Genomic DNA, 21,106 nt, shown 5'->3' on the forward strand with positions numbered 1-21,106 from the left:
CCGTGGGTCCGTGGTGTCAGGACCCGGGCGGCGGGTCCCCCGGTGCCCGGTCGCGGCGCTCGCCGGCGGGACGCTCGCCGGCCCGGCCCCCGTCCACGTGCCGCTCGCCGACGTGCCGCTCGACGGCGACCGCCGTCGTCGCCCCGTGGTGGGCGTGCGCCTCCTCGAGCTCGTGCACCGCCTCGTCGAGCACCGGCACGTGTGCCTTCCGCGGCAGCACCCGCCGGACGATCGGGAACAGCAGGACCAGCGCGATGATCACGTAGACCACGACCGACATCGGGTCGATGAGCCCGCCGAGGTCGCCGTTGCTGATCTGCAGCGCCTGCCGCAGCTCCGCCTCGGCGTAGGGGCCGAGGATCACGCCGATGATCGCCGGCAGCAGCGGCAGGCCGTAGCGCCGCATCATCATGCCCAGCGCCCCGATGACCAGCAGCAGGAACAGGTCGAAGGTGTTGGCGTTGGCCGCGTAGGCACCGAGGCTGGCGAAGAAGAGGATGCCCGCGTACAGGTAGCTGCGCGGGATCCGCAGCAGCCGGGCCCACACCGGGGCCAGCGGCAGGTTGAGCACCAGCAGCGCCGCGTTGCCGATGAACAGGCTGGCGATCAGACCCCACACGAGCTCGGGCTCGCTGTCGAACAGCTGCGGCCCGGGCTCGATGCCGTAGCTCTGGATGGCCGCGAGCATGACCGCGGCGGTCGCCGTCGTCGGGATGCCCAGGGTCAGCAGCGGGACCAGGCCGCCGGCGGCCGAGGCGTTGTTCGTCGCCTCCGGCCCGGCGACGCCCTCGATCGCGCCCCTGCCGAACTCCTCGGGGTGCTTGGACAGCCGCTTCTCGGTGACGTAGGAGAGGAACGTCGGGATCTCCGCGCCACCGGCCGGGACCGCGCCGAACGGGAACCCGATCGCCGTCCCCCGCAGCCACGGCTTCCACGACCGGCTCCAGTCCGACCGGCTCATCCGGGGGCTGCCGACGGGGATGACGTCGACCGGCCGCCGCCGCAGGTGCGCGGCGGTCCACAGCGCCTCGCCGACGGCGAACAGGCCGATCGCGACGACGACGACGTCGATCCCGTCGGCCAGCTCCGGGACACCGAAGGTCAGCCGCTGCTGGCCGGAGGTGGCGTCGATGCCGATCAGCCCGATGGTCAGGCCCAGCCCCAGCGAGGCCAGGCCGCGGATCCGCGAGCTGCCGAGCACCGAGGTGACGGCGATGAAGGCCAGCGCCATGACGGCGAACATGTCGGCGGGGGAGACCTCGATCGCGAGGTCGGCGACGGTCGGGGCCAGCAGGGCCAGCAGCAGCGTGGCGATGGTGCCGGCGACGAACGAGCCGATCGCCGCCGTCGCCAGTGCCTGCGCCGCCCGCCCGGCCCGGGCCATCTTGTTGCCCTCGACGGCGGTGACCACCGAGGCGCTCTCCCCGGGGGTGTTGAGCAGGATCGACGTCGTCGACCCGCCGTACATGCCGCCGTAGTAGATGCCGGCGAACATGATCAGCGCGGTGGTGACGTCGAGGCCGCGGGTCAGCGGCAGGAGCAGGGCCACCGCCATGGCCGGGCCGATGCCGGGCAGCACGCCGATGGCGGTGCCCAGCAGCACCCCGAGCAGGGCGAACGCCAGGTTCGTCGGGGTCAGCGCGGTGCCGAAGCCCTCGACGAGGGAGCCGAACGCGTCCATCTACAGGATCCCCCTCAGGATCCCCGGGGGCAGCACGGTGCCGAGCCCCAGGGCGAACAGGTAGAAGGAGCCGATCGACAGCGCGAAGGCGATGACCGCGTCGCGCACGTAGTGGCGGCTGCCGAGGGCGAAGGCCGATCCCCAGAAGAGGATCGCGCCGGAGAACACCCAGCCGAGCGACTCGATGAGCAGGGCGTTGGCGGCGAACGACGCCGCGAGCAGGAGGATGGTCCGCCAGTCGCTGCCCGCGCCGAGCTCGACGTCCTCGCCGGACTCGGGCTCGCCGCGGCCGCCACGGGCGACGTCGACGGCGAGGAAGGCCGCGACCACGACCAGCAGGCCGCCGACGACGACGGGCACGGCAGCCGGGCCGACCGGCCCCCGGCTGATCCGGCTCTCCGGCAGCAGCAGCGCCGAGACGACCACGAGGACGCCGATCGCCCCCAGGAACAGGGCCACCCCGTACTCGGAGCGGCCCTGCTCCTGTCCCTGGGCGGGGCCGTCCTGGGCGGAGGTCACGCCAGCCCCAGCTGACCCAGCACGGACTGGACCCGCTGGCTCTCCTCGTCGAGGAAGGAGGAGAACTCGTCGCCGGTGGCGAAGGCGTCGGTCCAGCCGTTGTCCTCGAGGGCCTGCTGCCAGGCCTCGCTGCCGTGCATCTCGGTCATCGCGTCGACGAAGCGCTGCGTGTCCTCCTCGGAGATGCCGGGGGCGGCCACGACACCCCGCCAGTTGGTGAAGGTCAGGTCGACGCCGGTCTCGGTCAGGGTCGGCGCGTCGACGCCCTCGACCGGCTCCTCGCTGGTGACCGCGAGGATGCGGACGTCGCCGCCGGCCGCGGACTCGGCCACCTCGCCGACACCGGTCGCGGCGAAGGCCACGTCGCCGCCGAGGATGCCGGCCAGCAGCTCGCCGCCGCCGTCGTAGGGCACGTAGTTGACCGTGGTCGGGTCGACCTCGACCTCCTGCGCCAGCAGCATCGGCGTCAGGTGGTCGGGGCCGCCGGGGTTGGACGCACCGCCGACCGGGGTGCCGCCCGGGTCGGCCTTCCACGCCTCGACCAGCGCGTCGAGGTCCTGGTAGGGCGAGTCGGCCGGGACGACGATCGCCTCGGCCTCCTCGACCAGCCGGGCGATCGGCGTGGTCTCGTCGAGGGTGGCCTCGGACTGGTTGCTGAACTGGGCGCCGACGACGCCGAGGCCCATCTGCATGAGCATCTCGGCGTTGCCCTCCTCGTTGACGAGGCGCTGCAGGCCGACCGTGCCGCCGGCGCCCTCGACGTTGAACACCTCGGTGCCCGACGCGAGGCCCTCGTCGTCGAGGACCTGCGCCCAGGCGCGGGCGGTGGTGTCGTAGCCGCTGCCGGGCGAGTTCGGCACCAGGACCCGCAGGCCGCTGAGCGCCTCGTCGCTGCCGCCGCCGGAGGCCGAGCCGCCCTCCGCCGTCGTGCCGCAGCCGGTGAGCACGAGGCCGGCGGCCACGGTGCCGACGGCGATCCTCCGCAGGTGGGCGTTGCGCATGCGTTCCTCCAGGTGTGGGGGCGGCTCCCGTGCCGCGTCGGAGGAAGGCTGGCAACCGGCCGGTGGGGTGTCACCGTTGCGGACGCATTGCGCCTTGCGGTCCTTGTGTTCACGGTCACAGGACGACGGTGGCGTGGTGCACTGTCAGGCGTTCCCCTAGCCCCGGGAGGCGCGCGTGCTCCGGCGACTGTCGCTGGCCGGCCAGCTGCTGGCGCTGCAGGTGGTGATCATCCTGCTGGTGCTGGTCGGCGTGGCCGCCGTCTCGGTCGCCCAGACCATCCAGCGGGCCGAGGACTCGGAGGGCCGCCGGGCGCTGTCGGTGGCCGAGACGCTGGCCAACTCCGTCTCGTTGCGCTCCGCGATGGACGAGGACCTGGTCCGCTACGTCCGGATCGCCGCGGAGAGCGCGCGCACCGTCTCGGACTCCGCGTCGGTGGTCGTGGCCGACGCCGGCGGCACCGTCCTCGCCAGCGCCGACCCCGCCGAGCTCGGGAGGACGTTCCCGCTGGGCGACAGCACGGTGCTCGCCGGCCGCGCCTGGGTGGGGGAGCGGTCCGACGAGCGCGGGCGGTACGCCGTCGCGATGGCGCCGGTGCTCACCGGCCGCGACCAGCTCGGCTTCGTTGCGGTGGAGCGCCGCTACCCCGGCGTCCTCGACGGCCTGGCCGAGGCCGCCCCGAACCTGCTCACCTACCTCGGCGTGGCCAGCGTGCTGGGCCTCGGCGGCTCGCTGCTGGTGGCCCGCCGGGTCAAGCGCCAGACCCTCGGCCTCGAGCCGGCCGAGATCACCGGCCTGGTCGAGCACCAGCGGGCGATGCTGCACGGCATCCGCGAGGGCGTCGTCGGGCTGGACCTGCACGGCCGGGTCACGCTGGTCAACGACGAGGCGATCCGGTTGCTCGGCATCCCCGGCGACGCGGTGGGCCGCGACCTCGCCGAGCTGGGCGTGGGGGAGGAGCTGCGCGAGGCGCTGCTGTGCGGCGAGGAGGAGCGCGACCGCGCGGTGGCCACCGCCGGCCGCGTCGTCGTGGTCAACCGGCTGCCGATCAGCAGCCGCGGCCGCACCCTCGGCTCGGTGACCACGCTGCGCGACCGCACCGAGCTGCTGGAGCTGCGCCGGGAGCTGCAGCTGACCCGGCACGTCACCGACACGCTGCGCGCCCAGGCGCACGAGTTCAGCAACCGGCTGCACACGATCGCCGGGCTGATCGAGCTGGGCCAGGCCGAGGAGGCCGTGCGCTTCGTGCACCGGGTCAGCGCCGGCCGATCGCGGCTGGGTGCCGAGGTGACCGGTGCGGTGCAGGACCCCGCCATCGCCGCGCTGCTCATCGCCAAGGCCAGCCAGGCCGCCGAGCTGGGGGTGGACCTGCGCTTCGCGCCGGACTCCGCGCTCCCGCCGCTCGGGGACGAGCTGTCCACCGACGTCGCCACCGTCGTGGGCAACCTGGTCGACAACGCGCTCGACGCCGCGGCCGCCGCCCCCGAGCGGTGGGTGGAGGTCTCCCTCGGCCTGGTCGACGGCGAGGTCGACGTCGTCGTCCGCGACTCCGGTGCCGGCGTGCCACCGGGCCTGGAGCGCGAGGTGTTCCGCAAGGGCGTGACCACCAAGGACCCGGCGGGCGGCGGGGAGCGCGGCATCGGGCTGTCGCTGGTGCACCTGGTCTGCACCCGACGCGGCGGCGAGGTGGTGGCCTCCTCCGACGGCGGTTCGGTGTTCACCGCCCGCCTGCCGGCCGACCCGGAGCTGGTGGGCGCGTGATCCGGGTCCTCATCGTCGACGACGACTTCATGGTCGCCCGCGTGCACGCCGGCTTCGTGGCGGCGGCCGACGGCTACGAGGTGGCCGGCACCGCCGCGACCGGCGCGGCGGCGCTCGCGGAGGTCGAGCGGCTGCGGCCGGACCTGGTGCTGCTCGACGTCTACCTGCCCGACATGACCGGGCTGGAGGTGCTGCAGCGGCTGCGGGCCTCCGGCTCGGCGGTCGACGTCGTCGTCATCAGCGCGGCGCGCGACGTCGAGAGCATCCGCAGCGCGCTGCACGGCGGCGTCCTGCACTACCTGGTCAAGCCCTTCGACCGGTCCACGCTGGAGCGCTGGCTGGCCGACTACCGGACCCTGTCCGCCGAGCTCCGTCGCGGCACCGAGCTGGCCCAGGACGACGTCGACCGGGTGTTCGGCCGGCCCGGCGGCACGGCCGCCCCGCGGCCGGTGAGCACGCCCAAGGGCATCAGCCCGGAGACCCTGGAGCTGGTCCGGCAGGCGCTGGCCGAGGCCGGCCCGCAGGGTCTGTCGGCGACCGAGGCGAGCGAGCGGACGGGGCTGGCCCGGGTCAGCGCGCGCCGCTACCTCGAGCAGCTGGTGGCCCAGCAGGAGGCCGACGTCCGGCAGCGCTACGGCACGGCGGGCCGTCCCGAGCGGCGCTTCAGCGTGCGGTCGGGACGGCCGGTGCCCCGCTGACCGGCTCCGACCACAACGACCGATAGCTCCACTAGGGCCGCAAGCGTGACCCCGGCCACGCGTGGGCGCAGGCTGCCGCCCATGACCGTCGTCGTTGGTTACGTCCCGACCCCCGAGGGTGAGGCCGCCCTCACCGCGGCCGTCGCCGAGGCCGAGCGCCGCGGGGAGCCGCTGCACGTGGTCAACACCTCCCGCGGGGACAGCCTGGTCGACCGACGCTTCGCCGGCGAGGAGGACCTGCGGGCCGTCCGCGAGCGGCTCGACGCGACGGGCGTGCGGTACGAGCTCGAGCAGCAGGTGCGCGGCCGCGAGGCCGCCGAGGAGGTGGTCGACGCCGCCGAGCGCCTGTCGGCCAGCCTCCTGGTCATCGGCCTGCGCCGTCGCACGCCCACCGGGAAGCTGATCACCGGCAGCTCCGCGCAGCGCATCCTGCTCGACGCCCCGTGCCCCGTCCTGGCGGTCAAGGCCGCCTACTAGGAGGACCCCCTCGCCCCCGGCCCGCCTGCAGGGTCCCGCCCCGAGCGCCGGCGAGGGGTGGGGGGCCAGGCGGGTCCTTCCTCAGCCCAGCAGGTCGACGTCCTCGCCGGGGTTCCCGGCCAGGTTGCGGAAGATCGTCTCCAGGCTCCTCCGCAGGTGCTCGGTGAGGGCGGCGGCGGCGCCGTCGGCGTCCCCGGCGAGCAGCGCGTCGCAGACCGCCAGGTGCTCGCCGACGGACACCTCGACCCGCTGCGGGTCCAGGTGCGAGAGGTTGCGCAGCCGGGCGGTGTGCGGCCGCAGCTCGGCGATGGTGCGCCGCAGGTGCTCGTTGCGGGTCGCGCGGACCACCGCCCAGTCGAAGCGGTCGGCGAGCTCGTAGAACGACCGGGACCGCGCCGTCGACGGCGCCCGGTCCAGCGTGCCCGCGAACGCGTCGCGCATCGCGGCGAACTCCCGGTGCAGACCGGGATCGGCGCCCGCCGCCTCGGTGGCCTGCCGGACGGCGGCCGGTTCGAGCAGCGTGCGGAACTCGAAGAGGTCGCGGACGCTGCGGGCCGAGACCCGCGAGACGCGGGCGCCCTGGCGTGGCACCAGGTCGACGAGGCCCTCGGCGGCCAGCCGGCGCAGCGCCTCGCGGACCGGGGTCCGCGAGGCGCCGGTGCGCTCGACCAGCCACAGCTCCGACAGGGACGCCCCCGGTGCCAGCTCGCCCAGCTCGATCTCCTCCTTGAGCCGGGCGTGGACCTGGTCGGCCTTGCTGGGGGCCAGGTCGGTCACCGCGCACCCTCGGCGTCGAAGGACACGCCCGTCTCGGTGCCCAGCCGACGCAGGTCGGCCAGTGACCCGGTCGCCAGCTGCACCCCGCCGGCGGCCAGGTTCGCCGCCTCGGCCCGGTCCTCGACCTCCCCGGGGGAGAACACCTCGTCGAACCCCTGCGCCAGTGGCACGTCCTTCACCTCGTCGATCAGTCGCCGGACCCGGGCGTCGTAGTCCGCCCGGTCGCCGAGCGCCGACGGGTCGATCGTCAGGAACAGGTGCCCGGCGCGGCTGCGCGCCTCCGGCTCGTACGGCCCGTGCACCTCGGTGCCCACGCCGCTGCCGGTGAGCGCGCCGGAGAGGACGTCCATCAGGAACGTGATCGCGTAGCCCTTGTGCCCGGCCATGGGCAGGACGACGCCGAGCAGGCCCTCGGCGGGATCGGTGGTCGGGGTGCCGTCGGCGGTGAGCGCCCAGCCGTCCGGGATCGGCTCGCCGCGCTGCCGGGCCAGGTGGATCTTGCCGCGGGCCACCGCGGTGTTCGCGATGTCGACGGCGACCACCCGGCCGTCCGGCGCCGGTGCCGCGATCGACCAGGGATTGGTGCCCAGCCGCTTCTCCCGCCCACCCCAGGGGGCCATGGCCGGACTGGCGTTGGTGGTGAGGACGGCGACGACGCCGTCGTGCGCGGCGCGGCGGGTGAACCACATCGCCGTCCCGAAGTGGTTGGAGTCCCGGACGGCCACCGCGCCGATGCCGTGGGTCCGGGCCCGCTCGACGGCCAGCACACGGGCCCGCTCGGTGAGGACCTGGCCGATCCCGTCGCGGCCGTCGAGCAGCACCAGCGGGCCGGTGTCGACCAGCACCACGGGGGCGGTGACCGCCGTCATCGCGCCGCTGCGCAGCCGGGCGGCGTACCAGGGCAGCCGCAGCACGCCGTGCGACGCGTGCCCCCACAGGTCGGCCTGGACCAGGCTGTCGGCCACGAGCGCGGCGTCCGCGGCCGGCACGCCGAGGCTCTCGAGGACCCGGCCGCCGAAGGTCCGGAGCACGTCCGGTGCGTACCGCTCCTCGGTCATCGTGGTCCTCTTCCCCTCGTCCGGTGGTGCCTGTATACAGGATTGCATACACATCCGGACGACGGGAGGACGGGCGATGTACAGCCTGCTGGTGCAGATGGAGGTCCGGCCCGGTCGGCGCGAGGAGTTCCTCGCGGGCATGGCGGCCAACGCCGAGTCCTCGGTGCGGGACGAGCCGGGCTGCCTGCGGTTCGACGTCTGCTCCGTGGACGGCGACGAGGACCGCTTCCTCCTCTACGAGCTCTACACCGACGCCGAGGCGTTCGCCGCGCACAAGGCGTCGCCGCACTTCGCGCGGTGGCGCACCGTCGCCGAGCAGGTCGTCGCGCACCAGGTCAACACCCCCAGGTCGCTGCTGGTCACCCACACCGCCGAGGAGTCCGCGTGAGCACCCAGCCGCAGCCGCCGTCGATGGTCCTGCGCCCGGAGGAGATCGAGCGCTTCGACCGCGGCAACGGCGTCGTCACCGTCCCGTTCGTCGGGAGGTGGAACTGCGAGGGCAACCGGGTCACCACCGGGATGACCGTCTTCTCGCCGGGCACCGGGATCCCGCTGCACTCGCACAACGTGGAGGAGACCGTCCTGGTCTTCGCGGGCGAGGCCACCGCGGTCGTCGGCGACGACGAGTTCGACCTCGTCGCGGGCCAGGCCACCTGGGTGCCCGCCGGCGTTCCGCACTGCTTCCGCAACCGCGGGGAGGGCTCGATGACCATCTACTGGGTCTACGGCGGTCGCGACGTCACCCGCACCATCACCGCGACGGGGGAGACGTTCGAGCACCTCTCCGACAGCGACCGCGGCGCCACCCCGGCGTCCTGAGAGGACCGGCCGTGACCCCTCCCGCGACGCCCGCACCGCCGCGCTCCTACCGCCTCGGCGTCATGCTCGGTGACGGCATCGGCCCCGAGATCGTCCCGGCCGCCGTCCACGTGGTCGACGCCGCCCTGGCCGCCGCCGGCGCCGCGCCGGCCGACTGGTCGCAGCTGCCCCTGGGCGCCTCGGCCATCGAGGAGCACGGCAGCGCCATCCCGCCCGCCACGCTGGCGGCCCTGGCCGGGCTGGACGGCTGGCTGCTCGGACCGCACGACAGTGCCGCCTACCCGGAGCCCTTCCGGAGCCAGCTCAACCCGAGCGGGGCGATCCGCAAGCACTTCGACCTGTACGCCAACATCCGGCCGGCCCGCGGCCTCGGCGGCGGGACGGCGATCGCGCCCGACACCGACCTGGTGGTGGTCCGGGAGAACACCGAGGGCTTCTACGCCGACCGCAACACCCACGCCGGCACGGGGGAGTTCATGCCGTCACCCGACGTGGCCGTCGCGATGGGCGTGTTCACCCGGCGGGCGGTCGAGCGGATCGCACGGGCGGCCTTCGAGCTGGCCCGGCGCCGCCGCCGGAGGGTGACGATCGTGCACAAGGCCAACGTGCTGCAGCTGAGCTCCGGGCTGTTCAAGCGGGTGTGCCTCGAGGTGGCCGAGGGCTACCCCGACGTCGCCGTCGACGACGTCCACGTCGACGCGATGACGGTGCACCTGCTGCGCCGGGCGTCCGCCTTCGACGTCGTCGTCGCGGAGAACATGTTCGGCGACATCCTGTCCGACCTGGCCGGTGAGCTGGCCGGCTCGCTGGGCACCGCCCCGTCGGTCAACGCCTCCGACGACCGCTGCATGGCGCAGGCCGCGCACGGGTCGGCGCCCGACATCGCCGGGCGGGGGCTGGCCAACCCGGTCGCGATGATCCTGTCGGCGGGCATGCTGCTCGACTGGCTGGGTCGGCGGCACGGCGACCAGCGAGCCCTCGACGCCGCGGCGCGCGTGGAGGAGGGGGTCCGCGCCGCCGTCCGCGACGGGGTGTGCACCCGCGACCTGGGCGGCAGCGCCTCGACCGGCGAGTTCACCGCGGCCGTGGTCGAGCGGGTCGCCGGACGCTAGGCGCCGGTGCCGCCGTCCACCGCCAGCCGGCGGGCGGCGGCACCGGCCAGGGCCAGCGCCCCGGCGGTCGCCCACAGCACCCCAGCCGAGCCGACGCCGGCGGCCAGGAGCCCGACCGTGCTGGGCAGGAGGACCTGGCCGAGCCGGTTGCCGGTGAGCCGCAGCGACATCGCCCGGCCACGCAGACCGGCGGGCGCGACCTCCGCCAGCCACGACATGGTCAGCGGCTGGCCGACGCCCAGGCCCAGGCCGAGCAGGACGACCAGCGCCACCAGCGCCGCGGGGGGCAGCGGCGCCGCGACGGCCGCCATCGACGCGGCCGACAGCAGCACGCTGGTCAGCATCAGCCGCCGGCGGCCCAGCAGCGCCACGAGCCGGCCGAGGAAGAACCGCGACGTCATCGAGGCGACCGCGCGCAGGGTGAGCAGCAGGCCGACGAAGCCGGCGGCCAGTCCGCGGTCGGCGCCGAGCGCGGGCAGGTAGACCAGCGTGATGTCGACGGCGGCCAGCACGATGCAGCTCACCGTCAGGGCCCGCAGCAGGCCGGGCAGGCGCAGCAGGGTGCCCATGCCGCCGCGCTCGGCGGCGCCCGCGGCGGCGGCGCGCGCCGGCAGACGGAGGACCGCGGTGCAGGCCAGCAGCGCGACGGCGAACCCGGCCGCGACGAGGAAGACCGGCCGGGTGTCGGGCAGCGTGCCCGAGCCGCCGACGGCCGTGATGAGCGCCGGTCCCAGCGCCTGGCCGAGGGACGCGGCGAAGGTGTAGTGGCCGAAGGCGGTGTCGAAGCGGCCGGGCCCGGCGGTGTTGGCCACCGCGGCCTGCTGGCCGACCACCGACAGCAGGTGGCCGGTGCCGAGCACCACGCTGGCCGCGACCAGACCCGCGGCCCCGCCGCGCCCGGTGGCGAACAGCGCCGCGGACGCCAGGACGAGGACCGCGCCGGCGAGCAGCACCCGCCGCTCACCGAAGCGGTCGGTGGCCTGCCCCGAGGGCACGGCCAGCAGCAGCGGGACCACGGCGAAGGAGGCGGTCAGCGCACCCAGCCAGGCCGCGGGGACGTCGAGCTCGAGGGCGCGGTAGGCCGACGCGGGCCGGAGCACGAAGGTCACCACTTGCGTGAGCGCCGAGTGCGCCAGCAGCAGCGCCAGCGCGCGGCGGCCGCCGGCGGTCACCGACGTCCCCCGCCGTGGACGGCCCGCCCGTGCTGCTCGGCGGCGAGCCGGTCGGCCGAGCGGGCGCCGAGGCTGGTCTCGACGTGGGTGCGCATGAGCGCCGCGGCCGCCTCGGCGTCCCGGTCGGAGACCGCGTCGAGCAGCGCGCGGTGCTCGGCGGCGCGCTGCTCGACCTCCTCCTCGCTGCGCCCCGCCGCGAGCGCGTGCCGCCGGTAGCGGTCGGTCTTGTCCCACAGCCCGTCGAGCGCCTCGACCAGCAGCGCGTTGTGCGAGGCCCGGTAGACCGCCGCGTGGAACGCCCGGTGCCCGTCGAGCTGAGCGGGGGAGGCGCCGGCGTGCAGCGAGGTGAGCGAGCCCAGTGCCGCCCGCATCCGCGCGAGGTCCTCGGCCGTCCGGCGCTGGGCGGCCAGGCCGGCGGCCAGGGGGTCCAGGCTCTGGCGCAGCTCCAGCAGGTCGCGCGCCTCCGCGGCGTCGAGCGGGGTGACCCGCGCGTCGCGGTGCGCGTCCAGCTCGACCAGGCCCTCCTGCTTGAGCAGGCGCAGCGCCTCGCGCAGCGGCGTGGTGCTCACGCCCAGCTCGCGGGCGAGGACCGCCTGGTTGATGACCGACCCGGGCGCCAGCTCCCCCGACAGCACCATCTCGCGCACCCGGGCGTGGGTGCGCTGGCTCTTGGTGGCTGCTCCCTCTTCGGCGGCTGTCACGGCGCCTCCTTGCAACGACGACATACTCGTGACCTGCGCCTTCGCATGGGACTGGCGCGGACCGGCCACCAGCTTATAACCTCGGCCCGACCGGGAGGGGGAGGCCGTGTTCAGTCAGGTGGTGCAGGTCCGCGTGCGGCCGGGGTGCCGGGAGGAGTTCCTCGCCGTCGTCACGGCCACCGCGGAGGCGACGGTGCGCGACGAGCCGGGGTGCCTGCGCGTCGAGGTGTGCGAGGTGGCCGGCGAGCCCGACGCCTTCGTCGTCACCGGGCTCTACGCCGACGACGCGGCGTTCGCCGCACACGGACGGACGCCGCACGCCGCCGCGTGGCAGCGGGTGGCGGAGCGCACCGTGGTGCCGGGCACCGAGGTCGGCACGGCCGGCCGGGTGCTGGTCGGGCACTGCGTCGGGGGATGGGCGGAGGCGCTCCCGGGAGCGCACCAGGACGAGGAGGAGCGATGAGCCGGGCGACGACCGACCTGTGCGACGAGCACCCGGAGGCGCAGGTGTGCGACGCGGGCTTCGCGGCCTTCGGCGGCCGCCCGGCGTTCAGCGGGACCATCAGCACGCTCAAGGTGTTCGAGGACAACACCCTGGTCCGCGACGCGGTCGGGCAGCCGGGGGAGGGCCGGGTGCTCGTCGTCGACGGCGGCGGGTCGCTGCGCTGCGCGCTGCTGGGCGGCAACCTCGCCGTCGCGGCCGCGGAGAACGGCTGGGCCGGCGTGGTGGTCAACGGCGCGGTGCGCGACGCCGACGAGATCGACGCCCAGCCGATCGGCGTCCGGGCGCTGGCCACCCACCCGCGGCGCAGCGTCAAGGGTCTGCACTCGGGCCAGGCGGGGCTGCCGGTCGTGTTCGCCGGCGTGGTGTTCCGCGAGGGCGAGTGGCTGTGCGCCGACCGGGACGGGATCGTCGTGCTGCCGGCCGCGCCGGAGGCGGACGGCTAGGACCCGCTTGCCTCAGCCCCGGCGGCGGAACGGGCGCCACCGGCGGCGGGCGGGCACCGGCACCGGACCGGGCGGCTCGTCGCCGGGGTCCCCGGCGGGCATCGTCGCCGCGGCGTGCCGCTCGTGCAGCCGGGCGCGGAGGTCGTCGGGCGTGTACGCGCGGCGCTGCCGCTCCCCGCGGACCAGCACCGCGCCGGTGGCCGCGACCCCGGCGACCCCGGCCGAGCCGAGCAGCTGCCACGCGTTCTTCGGGAGCTGGTGGGCCCGGCTGACGACGGCGGCGTCACCCGCGACCTGGTGTAAGGACCCCCTGCCCCCCGCCACTCGCAGGCTCGCGGCGGGACCCTGCAGGGGGCCGAGCGGCTGGTTGGGAGGCCGGCTGCGCCGCGGGACGGCGGCCGAGACGGTGTTCTACGCGGAGCTGGTGGCCGCCACCTACGCCGAGATGGGGCTGCTCCCGCCCGACCGGCCGCGCAACTCCTACGACCCCGGCAGCTCCTGGTCCGGCGACGACCTGCCCCTCCTGCAGGGCGCGACCCTGGGCGATGAGATCCCGGTCGACGTGCCGTCTGCCCCGTATCAGCAGAGAACCGTCAGACCTCAGGAGTAGGACGGAACTGCACGAGGGGACCCCTCCCAGGAGGCTCGCCATGGTCACCACCGCCACGATCACCACCGCCACCCCGGTGATCGACCGCCGTCCCCCGACCGCGCTCCGGCCGCTGCCCGACGTCGCCCGTGACGTCCTCGCCGTCGCGTGGGCGCCCGGCGCCGCGCCGCCCCGGGAGATCCGCGTCCGGCCCGAGCTCCACGACCGGCTCCGCGCGCAGCTCGGCCCGGCGGTCGAGGTGTCCGGCCTGCTCGGGGACCCGGCCGGCGTGCCGCTGGTCGTCGACCCGCTGCTGCCCCGCAGCCCGGGCTTCGAGGTCCGCCGCGTCCCGCCCGGCGGCCCGGTGCGCCCGCGCCTCGCGGCGGCCGCCTGAGCTCAGGCGACCAGGGCGGGCTCGGGAGCGCCGAGCCGGACGACGCTGTCGCCGGGCTGCTCGAGCGCGTCGTCGTGGGTCACGCAGACGACCACCCGGCCGGCCAGGGCGCGGCGCAGGTCCCGCACCAGCGCCGCGGCGGTGGGCGGGTCGAGGTGCGCGGTGGGCTCGTCGAGCAGCACGACGTCGCGGTCGGCGAGCAGCGCCCGGGCCGCGGCCAGCCGCCGCCGCTCGCCGCCCGACAGGGCGGTGCCGCCGGCGCCGACCGGGGTGTCCAGGCCCTCGGGCAGGCCGGCCAGCAGCGGGCCCAGCCCGGCGGCGACCAGGGCCGCGGTCATCCGCGCCTCGCCGTCCGGGCCGGCCAGCGCACCGCTCGGCGCGGCGAGGGCCAGGTTGGCGCGGATGGTCGAGGCGAACACGTGGGCGTCCTGCGGCAGCCACGCCGTCCGCGACCGGACGGCGTCGCCGGTCAGCCGGGCGGTGTCCACACGGGCGAGGTCGTAGCGGCCCGCGCGCGGCCGCAGCGCCGCCAGCAGCACGGCCAGCAGTGTCGACTTGCCGGCGCCCGACGGCCCGCGGACGACCAGCCAGCCGCCGTCCGCCCGCGCCTGAGCGGACAGCCCGCGCAGCACGTCAGGGCCGCCCGGCCAGCCCGCGACCAGGTCGGTGACGGCGACCTCGCGCACGGGGGCGGGCGCGGGCAGCGGGTCGGCGGGGTCGGCCGGCACCGGTGCGGTCAGGACGGCGTCGAGGCGGGCGCGGGCGTCGGCCAGCGCGCCCCGCCGCTGCAGGGCGGCGACCAGGCCGGTGGACGGCTCAGCCAGCGCCAGCGGGGCCAGGCCGAGCACGGCGACCTCCGGGCCGGCCAGCCCGCCGGCCGCGCCGAGCGCGGTGGCCAGCACCGCGGCCAGCCCGGTGCCCAGCACGACCAGCCCGGTGCCCAGCGCGCCGGCCCGGGCGCCGGTCGCGGCCACCCCGGCGCGCCGGCCGGCGACCGCGGCGAGGTCGGCGGCGGTGGCGGCGGCCAGGCCGTGCGCCCGCAGGTCGGCCGCGCCCTCGAGCGCGGTGGTGACGTCGCGGAGGGCGCCCACCCGCAGCGCGCCCTCCTCCCGGGCCGCGCCGGCGTCGACCCGCCGGTGCACGAGCAGCACGCCGAGGGCCGTCGCGACCAGCACGAGGGCCGTGGCGCCCGCCGCGGCCGGGGAGAGCAGCGCGAGCGCGCCGACGGTGAGCGCCGGGACGGTGGCCGCCACCAGCGCCGGCGGGACCACCCGCACCGACAGGTCCTGCACCAGGCCGACGTCGCCGACCACCCGGGCCAGCGCGCTGCCCGGCGTCCGGTCGGCGGCCACGCCCTGGGCGGCCAGCGCGCGCCACACCCGCACCCGCAGGTCGGCGGCCGCGCGCAGGGCGGCGTCGTGCGCGGCCAGCCGCTCTCCCCAGCGCAGCCCGGCCCGGCCGAGCCCGAAGGCCCGGACGCCGACGATCGCGACCAGCAGGGTGAGCACCGGCGGCATCTCCGCGGCCCGCACGATGAGCCAGCCGCTCACCGCGGTGAGCGCGACGCCGGCGCCCGCCGAGGCGGTGCCCGCGGCGACCGTCCGGACCAGCGCCCGCCGCGGCCACCCCAGCCCGCCCGTCGCCGCGGGAGCCGGGGCCGCGGCCGCTGTCGCGCCCGCTGCCGCGAGATCGGCGCTCTCGTGGCGATCGGGCGCTGATGGCCCCGAGACCGGCGATCTCGCGGGGAGGGAGGCGGGGGCGGTGCCGGGGAGGACGACGGTGCGGTCGGCGAGCGCGGCCAGGGCCGGGTCGTGGGTGACCAGCAGGACGGTGACGGTGCCCCGCAGCTCGGCCAGCACGGCGGCGACCCGGGCGGCCGAGGCCGCGTCGAGGTGGGCGGTCGGCTCGTCGAGCAGCAGCAGCCGGGCGCCGCGGCGGACCCGCAGCAGCGCGCGGGCCACGGCCACCCGCTGCAGCTCGCCGGGCGAGAGCGTCGTGCAGGTGCGGTCCGCGAGGCCGGCGGCGCCGACGTCGGCCACCGCGGCCGCGAGATCCACCCCGCTGCCGCCCGCGTGCCGGCGCAGCTCGTCGCCGACGGTGGGGGCGGTCGTGCGGGGGTGCTGCGGCACCAGCGCGATCCCGCCCGCGGGGACGCCGGTGACGGTGCCGGCGACGTCGGCGGCCGGGTCGAGCGCGCCGGTGAGCGCGGCCAGCAGCGTCGACTTGCCCGAGCCGCTGGCCCCGCGCAGCACGACGAGCTCGCCGGGCCGCAGCGCCAGGTCCAGCGGTGGCAGCGCGGGCAGCGCCCGGCCGGGGTGGCGCACGGTGAGCCCGGTGACGACGACGCCGGCGCCGCGCGGGTCGTCGTCGTCCCCGGCGGCCACGGGGGAGCGGCCGTCGGGGGCGGCGAGCACGGCGCGCGCCTCGGCCGCGGCCAGGGTGGCGGCCTCGCTCGCGTGGTGCGCCGCGCCCAGGGCGCGCAGCGGGGCGAAGGCCTCGGGTGCGAGCAGCAGCGCGGTCAGCCCGGTGGCCAGCGCGAGGTCACCGTGCACCAGCCGCAGGCCCACGGTGACCGCGACCAGCGCCACCGACAGCGTGGCCACCAGCTCGAGCACCAGCGCCGAGACGAACGCCAGCCGCAGCACGGCCAGCGTGCGCCGGCGGGAGACCTCGCCGAGCTCGGCCAGCGCGGCCACCTGGTCGGCGGCGCGGCCCAGGCCCACCAGCACCGGCAGGCCCCGCACCAGCTCGGCGACGTGCGCGGCGAGCCGGTCCAGGGCGCGGGCGGCGTCGGCGGTGCCGTCGCGGGTGGCCAGGCCGACCAGCGCCAGGAACAGCGGCACCAGCGGGAGGGTGACCGCGACCAGCCCGGCCGAGAGCAGGTCCGTGGCGGTCAGCACCACCAGCAGCACCGGCGGGACGACGAGCGTCTGCGCCAGGGCGGGCAGGTAGCCGGCCAGGCCGGGCGCGAGGTCGGCCAGCCGCGTGGTGGCCAGCACCGCGGCGGGCGCGGGACCGCCGGCGGCGGCGACGGCGGCCGGCGAGGCGGCCAGCCGGCCCAGCAGCGCGCGGCGCAGCGCGTCCTCGGCGCGGCGGGCGTCGCGGGTGGCCGCCAGCTCGCCGAGGGTGCCGGCCAGCGCCCGCAGCGCCGCCCCGCCCGCGGCGAGGGCGAGCGGGGGCAGCAGCGCGCCGTCCGCCGTCCCGGCGGCCCGGGCGACCGCGTGCGCGAGCCCGGCGGCGAGCAGCACCAGCCCGGCGGTCTGGCCGAGCGCGGCCAGCGCGGCCCGGGCCAGCGCGCCGGGCAGGCCGGGGACGCCGGCCAGCGGCGCCAGCGGACCCCGGGAGGTCATGCCGCCACCGTCGCGTGTTCCGGCTCGGCGGTGAGCCGCCGGCGGAACACCCAGTAGGTCCAGGCCTGGTAGGCCAGCACCACGGGCAGGCCGACGGCGGCCACCCAGGTCATCACGGTGAGGGTGTAGTCGCTGACCGCGGCGTCGGCGATCGTGACGTCGAAGGCGGGGTCGATGGTCGAGGGGACCACCACCGGGTGGGCCGCGCCGAACAGCGTCGCCGCCGAGGCCAGAAGCACCGCGGCCCAGCCGGCGAAGGCCTGCCCCTCGCGGTCGAGCCGCACGCGGGTCCAGGTGAGCACGACCGCCAGCGCCGCCACCAGCCACAGCAGGCCGGTGACCGCCGTGCCCGAGCGCAGGTGCACCAGCCCGGCCCACGCCAGCAGCGGCAGCGCGGCCACCGGCGACCAGTGCAGCGCGAACGCCCGCGCCCGCAACCGCACCGGCCCGTCGGTCTTCAGTGCGAGGAACAGCGCGCCGTGCACCAGCGAGAAGCCGACGACGGCGACCGCGCCCAGCAGCGACGACCAGCCCAGCCCGACGAACGCCCCGCCCACCCGGGTGCCGTCGCCGTCGACCGGCAGGCCCAGCGTGGTCGCGCCCAGCGCCGCGCCGATGCCGAGGGCCGCGACCAGCGAGCCGCCGGTGATGACGCGGGTCCAGGCGGCGTCCCAGCGCGGGTCGTGCGACGCGTGCCGCCACTCGAAGGCCACCGCCCGCACGATCAGGCCGAGCAGCACTCCCACGAAGGGCAGGTACAGCGCCGGCAGCCACGTGGCGTACCAGCCGGGGAAGGCGGCGAACACCGCGCCGGTGGCGGTGATCAGCCAGACCTCGTTGCCGTCCCAGACCGGGCCGATGGTGCGCAGCATGAGGTGGCGGTCCGCCGTGCCCTGCTGACCACGCCGGCCGAGCACCGGCAGCAGTGCCGCGACGCCGAAGTCGAAGCCCTCCAGCAGCAGGAAGCCGGTCCACAGCACCGCGACGGCGGCGAACCACAGGGTCTGCAGGTCCATGGTCAGGGGCTCCTAGTAGGCGAAGGAGAGGACGTCGTCGTCGGCGCGGTCGTCGTCGGGACGCTCGTCGTCGTCCCGGCGCGAGGAGCCCACGGCCGGCGGCGTGGCGGTGGTGTCGCCGGTGGTGACGCCGCCGCGGACCAGCCGGGTGATCAGGAACAGCTCGACGACCGCCAGCGCGCCGTAGAGCAGGCCGAGGCTGACCAGCGAGGTCCACACCTCGGCGGCGGTGACGCCGGGGGAGACGGCCTGGGCGGTGAAGAACCACACCTGCTCGCCCACGGGCACGTCCGGGTTCGGGTAGACGACGAAGGGCTGGCGGCCCATCTCGGTGAACACCCACCCGGCCGCGTTGGCCACGAACGGCGCGCCGACGGCGAGCAGCGCGCCGTAGACGCCGACCCGCGACGTCGGCACCCGGCCGCGGCGGGTGGCCCACAGGGCGTAGGCCGCCACACCGGCCGAGACGCCGCCCATGCCGATCATGAGCCGGAAGCTCCAGTAGGTGGCCGCGAGCACCGGGGTGTAGTCGATCGGCTCGCCGGCCCGGTCGCCGAAGGACGGGTCGTCGGGGTATGTCGCGCCGTAGACGGCGGCGTACTCCTCCTGCAGCTCCTCGACGCCCGGCACGGGGGAGGAGAAGTCCCAGTGCGCGAGGAAGGACAGCAGGCCCGGGACGGTCCAGCTGTGCACGTCGTCGCACTCGTTGCTGCCGAGCTTGGCCCAGGCGAAGACGGAGAGCGGCGCCGGCGCCTCGGTCTCGCAGAGCGCCTCGGCGGAGCTCATCTTCAGCGGCTGCTGGTGGTACATGAGCTTGCCCTGCCAGTCACCGGTGACGGCGACGAGGACGAAGGCGGCCAGCGAGACGAACCCGCCGACGCGCACCGAGCGGCGCCACACCGCGTGGTCGACGTCGGTGGTGGGCCGGCCGGCCAGCTGCCGCCGGCGCAGGTGCCACAGGCCGATGCCCACCAGCAGCGCGCCGGCGACCATGAGCGCGGCCACGATCGCGTGGCTGAAGGCGGCCAGGGCCGTGTTGTTCGTCAGCACCGCGAGGAAGTCGACCTGCACGGGGCGGCCGTCCTCGCCGACGGCGACGCCGACCGGGTGCTGCATCCACGAGTTGGCCGCGATGATGAAGTACGCGCTGACGATGGAGCCGACGACGGCGGCCCAGAGCGCCGCGAGGTGCAACTTCTTCGGGATCCGGCCCCAGCCGAAGATCCACAGGCCCAGGAAGGTCGACTCGAGGAAGAAGGCCAGCAGCGCCTCGAGCGCCAGCAGCGAGCCGAAGACGTCGCCGACGAAGCGCGAGTACTCGCTCCAGGCCAGGCCGAACTGGAACTCCTGCACGAGGCCGGTGGCCACGCCGAGCACGAAGTTGACCAGGTAGACCTTGCCCCAGAAGCGGGTCATCCGGAGCCACTCGGGCTTGCCGGTGCGCACCCACATGGTGTGCATGACCGCGACCAGGATCCCCAGGCCGATGGTCAGCGGGACCATCAGGAAGTGGTAGACGGTCGTGATGCCGAACTGCCAGCGGGCGATGTCCAGGACGTCCACGCCACCTGCTCCTCACCTGCCGGGAGCCACTCCCGACGACTCCTTTCTACGCCTCGTAGAACAACTTCTCTACGTCTCGTAGAACGCGGCGGGGTGAACTGCGCGACACGGTCCGTGCGCCGGGTGGCACGCCCGTTCTACGCTGGGTAGAACCCGACCGACTGGAGGAACCGTGGCCTCGCTGGGCGACCTGGAGCGCACCGTCATGGACCGGCTGTGGGCCGCCGACGGGCCGGTCGCGGCGGCCGGGCTGCGCGACGCGCTGGCCGACCGCGGGCTGGCGCTGACCACCGTGCACACCGTGCTCTCCCGGCTGGAGGCCAAGGGCTTCGTCGAGCACGACGACGCCCGGCCGCGCCGGTTCCGGCCCACGGCGACCCGCGAGCAGCACGCCGCCGAGCTCATGCACGAGGTGCTCGGCCGATCCGGGGACCGGCAGGCGGTGCTGGCGCGCTTCGTCGGCGGCGTGGACCCCGAGGAGGCGCGGCTGCTGCGGCAGCTGCTCGAGGAGACGGCGCCGGACGCCCGCTGACGTGCTGCCCGCGACCGCCGCGGCGCTGGCGGTCCTCGCCGCGCTGCTGGCCTGGCCGGTGCCCGCGGGGCTCGGCCGGGCGCGCTGGCCGCGCCGCGACCCGCTCGTGGCGCTGGTCTGCTGGCAGGCGGTCGGCCTGGCCGGCGGCCTGTCGATCGTCGGCGCGCTGCTGGTGCACGGCCTGGCACCCTGGGGGCACTCGCTCCCGGAGGCCGGCTGGGCGGTGCTCACCGGGCGGTCGGCGGCCGATCCGGTCCGGGGCGACCACTGGGTCGCGCTCACGCTGGCCGCCGTCCTGACCGCGGAGCTGCTCGGCGTCCTGGCGCTGTCGTGGGCACGCACCGCCCGCACCCGCCGCCGGCACCGGGAGCTGCTCGAGCTGGTCGTGCAGCCCTCGCCGGCCGCGCCGGACGCCCGGCTGCTCGAGCACCCGGCGCCGGTGGCGTTCTGCATCCCCGGCGCCCGCCCGCTGCTGGTGCTCTCCTCGGGGATGGTCGCCGAGCTCGACGACGACCAGCTGGCCGCCGTCGTCGCGCACGAGCGGGCGCACCTGGCCGAGCACCACCACCTCTACCTGCTGCCGTTCGTGGCGTGGGAGGCGGCGCTGCCGGTGCTGCCCGCGGCCGCCCGGGCGCACGCCGCCGTCCGGGAGCTGGTGGAGATGCGCGCCGACGACCGGGCGCTGACCACGCTCGGCGGGCCCGCCCCGCGGCGCACGCTGGCCCAGGCGATCGTGGTGGCCGCCGGGGGAGCGGGCGGCGGGGTGCCCGACGGCGCGCTGGCGGTGGCCGGCAGCGCGGTGGGCGCCCGCGTCGTCCGGCTCGTCAGCCCGCCCCCGCCGCTGCCGCCCGCCGCCCGCGCCGCCGCGCTCCTCGCCGCCGGCCTGCTCCTGCTCGTCCCGACCGTCCTGCTCCTGCTCCCCGCCTTCTGACGGGGCAAC

23 protein-coding genes are annotated in these 21,106 nt (G+C 76.5%); 12 read left to right on the plus strand and 11 right to left on the minus strand.

Going from position 1 to position 21,106, the window contains the following annotated elements; translation table 11 throughout:
• Positions 1-16: 16 nt before the first annotated feature.
• The 3 genes from LY71_RS14515 to LY71_RS14525 are packed head-to-tail and all read right to left on the minus strand — an operon-like array spanning position 17 to position 3,201.
• Entirely contained in the window at positions 17-1,681 is a 1,665-nt protein-coding gene (locus LY71_RS14515; protein WP_245887906.1) for a tripartite tricarboxylate transporter permease, read from the minus strand.
• Positions 1,682-2,200, minus strand: coding sequence for a tripartite tricarboxylate transporter TctB family protein (locus LY71_RS14520; RefSeq protein ID WP_106278787.1), 519 nt, complete (start codon positions 2,198-2,200; stop codon positions 1,682-1,684). It abuts the gene before it with no gap.
• The gene (locus LY71_RS14525; RefSeq protein ID WP_106278790.1) at positions 2,197-3,201 is read right to left on the minus strand and encodes a Bug family tripartite tricarboxylate transporter substrate binding protein; all 1,005 of its coding nucleotides are present in this window, start codon (positions 3,199-3,201) and stop codon (positions 2,197-2,199) included. Before LY71_RS14525 ends, LY71_RS14520 begins: the two co-directional genes overlap by 4 nt.
• A 175-nt stretch (positions 3,202-3,376) precedes the next feature.
• On the opposite strand from LY71_RS14525, the gene LY71_RS14530 reads away from it, so the two are divergent.
• The 3 genes from LY71_RS14530 to LY71_RS14540 all read left to right on the plus strand — a co-directional run bounded on the left by LY71_RS14530 (position 3,377) and on the right by LY71_RS14540 (position 6,135).
• A complete protein-coding gene (locus LY71_RS14530) occupies positions 3,377-4,960 on the plus strand; it encodes a sensor histidine kinase (protein ID WP_211297348.1) in 1,584 nt (527 codons plus the stop codon).
• Positions 4,957-5,658: a response regulator gene (locus tag LY71_RS14535; protein ID WP_211297349.1), complete on the plus strand. Its 702-nt coding sequence runs from the start codon at positions 4,957-4,959 to the stop codon at positions 5,656-5,658. The genes LY71_RS14530 and LY71_RS14535 overlap by 4 nt, the downstream gene beginning before the upstream one ends.
• Before the next feature lie 81 nt (positions 5,659-5,739).
• Entirely contained in the window at positions 5,740-6,135 is a 396-nt protein-coding gene (locus tag LY71_RS14540) for a universal stress protein (RefSeq protein WP_106278794.1), read from the plus strand.
• Between the two features lie 81 nt (positions 6,136-6,216).
• On the opposite strand, the gene LY71_RS14545 is transcribed toward LY71_RS14540, so the two are convergent.
• A complete protein-coding gene (locus LY71_RS14545; protein WP_211297350.1) occupies positions 6,217-6,912 on the minus strand; it encodes a GntR family transcriptional regulator in 696 nt (231 codons plus the stop codon).
• Positions 6,909-7,970, minus strand: coding sequence for an Ldh family oxidoreductase (locus LY71_RS14550; RefSeq protein WP_106278798.1), 1,062 nt, complete (start codon positions 7,968-7,970; stop codon positions 6,909-6,911). Before LY71_RS14550 ends, LY71_RS14545 begins: the two co-directional genes overlap by 4 nt.
• A 76-nt stretch (positions 7,971-8,046) precedes the next feature.
• On the opposite strand from LY71_RS14550, the gene LY71_RS14555 reads away from it, so the two are divergent.
• Genes LY71_RS14555 through LY71_RS14565 form a run of 3 tightly spaced genes read left to right on the plus strand, consistent with a single transcriptional unit; the run spans position 8,047 to position 9,901 of the window.
• Positions 8,047-8,358, plus strand: a complete 312-nt coding sequence (locus tag LY71_RS14555) for a putative quinol monooxygenase (protein WP_106278801.1) — start codon at positions 8,047-8,049, stop codon at positions 8,356-8,358.
• Positions 8,355-8,789 (plus strand): cupin domain-containing protein, encoded by a 435-nt coding sequence (locus LY71_RS14560; RefSeq protein WP_245887907.1) that lies wholly within the window; start codon positions 8,355-8,357, stop codon positions 8,787-8,789. Before LY71_RS14555 ends, LY71_RS14560 begins: the two co-directional genes overlap by 4 nt.
• Before the next feature lie 11 nt (positions 8,790-8,800).
• Positions 8,801-9,901: an isocitrate/isopropylmalate dehydrogenase family protein gene (locus LY71_RS14565; RefSeq protein ID WP_245887908.1), complete on the plus strand. Its 1,101-nt coding sequence runs from the start codon at positions 8,801-8,803 to the stop codon at positions 9,899-9,901.
• Here the strand turns inward: LY71_RS14565 and LY71_RS14570 are convergent.
• Both LY71_RS14570 and LY71_RS14575 read right to left on the minus strand, forming a co-directional pair.
• Positions 9,898-11,073 carry an MFS transporter gene (locus LY71_RS14570; RefSeq protein ID WP_106278804.1) on the minus strand — a complete coding sequence of 392 codons (1,176 nt, stop codon included), beginning with the start codon at positions 11,071-11,073 and terminating at the stop codon, positions 9,898-9,900. The genes LY71_RS14565 and LY71_RS14570 overlap by 4 nt on opposite strands.
• A complete protein-coding gene (locus LY71_RS14575; RefSeq protein ID WP_245887909.1) occupies positions 11,070-11,774 on the minus strand; it encodes a GntR family transcriptional regulator in 705 nt (234 codons plus the stop codon). Before LY71_RS14575 ends, LY71_RS14570 begins: the two co-directional genes overlap by 4 nt.
• A gap of 106 nt (positions 11,775-11,880) precedes the next feature.
• Between LY71_RS14575 and LY71_RS14580 the strand changes: the two genes are divergently transcribed.
• Positions 11,881-12,237 (plus strand): putative quinol monooxygenase, encoded by a 357-nt coding sequence (locus LY71_RS14580; RefSeq protein ID WP_106278811.1) that lies wholly within the window; start codon positions 11,881-11,883, stop codon positions 12,235-12,237.
• Positions 12,234-12,722 (plus strand): ribonuclease E activity regulator RraA, encoded by a 489-nt coding sequence (gene rraA / locus LY71_RS14585; RefSeq protein WP_106278815.1) that lies wholly within the window; start codon positions 12,234-12,236, stop codon positions 12,720-12,722. The genes LY71_RS14580 and rraA overlap by 4 nt, the downstream gene beginning before the upstream one ends.
• A gap of 12 nt (positions 12,723-12,734) precedes the next feature.
• On the opposite strand, the gene LY71_RS14590 is transcribed toward rraA, so the two are convergent.
• Positions 12,735-13,046: a hypothetical protein gene (locus LY71_RS14590; protein WP_106278819.1), complete on the minus strand. Its 312-nt coding sequence runs from the start codon at positions 13,044-13,046 to the stop codon at positions 12,735-12,737.
• A gap of 43 nt (positions 13,047-13,089) precedes the next feature.
• On the opposite strand from LY71_RS14590, the gene LY71_RS14595 reads away from it, so the two are divergent.
• A complete protein-coding gene (locus LY71_RS14595; RefSeq protein ID WP_146146151.1) occupies positions 13,090-13,332 on the plus strand; it encodes a hypothetical protein in 243 nt (80 codons plus the stop codon).
• A 40-nt stretch (positions 13,333-13,372) separates the two neighbouring features.
• Positions 13,373-13,705 carry a hypothetical protein gene (locus tag LY71_RS14600; protein WP_106278826.1) on the plus strand — a complete coding sequence of 111 codons (333 nt, stop codon included), beginning with the start codon at positions 13,373-13,375 and terminating at the stop codon, positions 13,703-13,705.
• A 2-nt stretch (positions 13,706-13,707) separates the two neighbouring features.
• On the opposite strand, the gene cydC is transcribed toward LY71_RS14600, so the two are convergent.
• The 3 genes from cydC to LY71_RS14615 are packed head-to-tail and all read right to left on the minus strand — an operon-like array spanning position 13,708 to position 19,634.
• Positions 13,708-17,055 (minus strand): thiol reductant ABC exporter subunit CydC, encoded by a 3,348-nt coding sequence (cydC, locus tag LY71_RS14605; RefSeq protein WP_106278829.1) that lies wholly within the window; start codon positions 17,053-17,055, stop codon positions 13,708-13,710.
• A complete protein-coding gene (gene cydB, locus LY71_RS14610) occupies positions 17,052-18,071 on the minus strand; it encodes a cytochrome d ubiquinol oxidase subunit II (RefSeq protein WP_106278832.1) in 1,020 nt (339 codons plus the stop codon). The genes cydC and cydB overlap by 4 nt, the downstream gene beginning before the upstream one ends.
• Positions 18,072-18,083: 12 nt before the next feature.
• Positions 18,084-19,634: a cytochrome ubiquinol oxidase subunit I gene (locus tag LY71_RS14615; protein ID WP_106278835.1), complete on the minus strand. Its 1,551-nt coding sequence runs from the start codon at positions 19,632-19,634 to the stop codon at positions 18,084-18,086.
• A 172-nt stretch (positions 19,635-19,806) separates the two neighbouring features.
• Between LY71_RS14615 and LY71_RS14620 the strand changes: the two genes are divergently transcribed.
• On the plus strand, positions 19,807-20,166 hold the full coding sequence (locus LY71_RS14620; RefSeq protein WP_106278838.1) for a BlaI/MecI/CopY family transcriptional regulator: 360 nt from the start codon (positions 19,807-19,809) through the stop codon (positions 20,164-20,166).
• A 1-nt stretch (position 20,167) separates the two neighbouring features.
• The gene (locus LY71_RS14625; RefSeq protein WP_106278841.1) at positions 20,168-21,097 is read left to right on the plus strand and encodes a M56 family metallopeptidase; all 930 of its coding nucleotides are present in this window, start codon (positions 20,168-20,170) and stop codon (positions 21,095-21,097) included.
• Positions 21,098-21,106 lie beyond the last annotated feature (9 nt).

The organism is Geodermatophilus tzadiensis (assembly GCF_003002915.1).
GTDB lineage: Bacteria > Actinomycetota > Actinomycetes > Mycobacteriales > Geodermatophilaceae > Geodermatophilus > Geodermatophilus tzadiensis.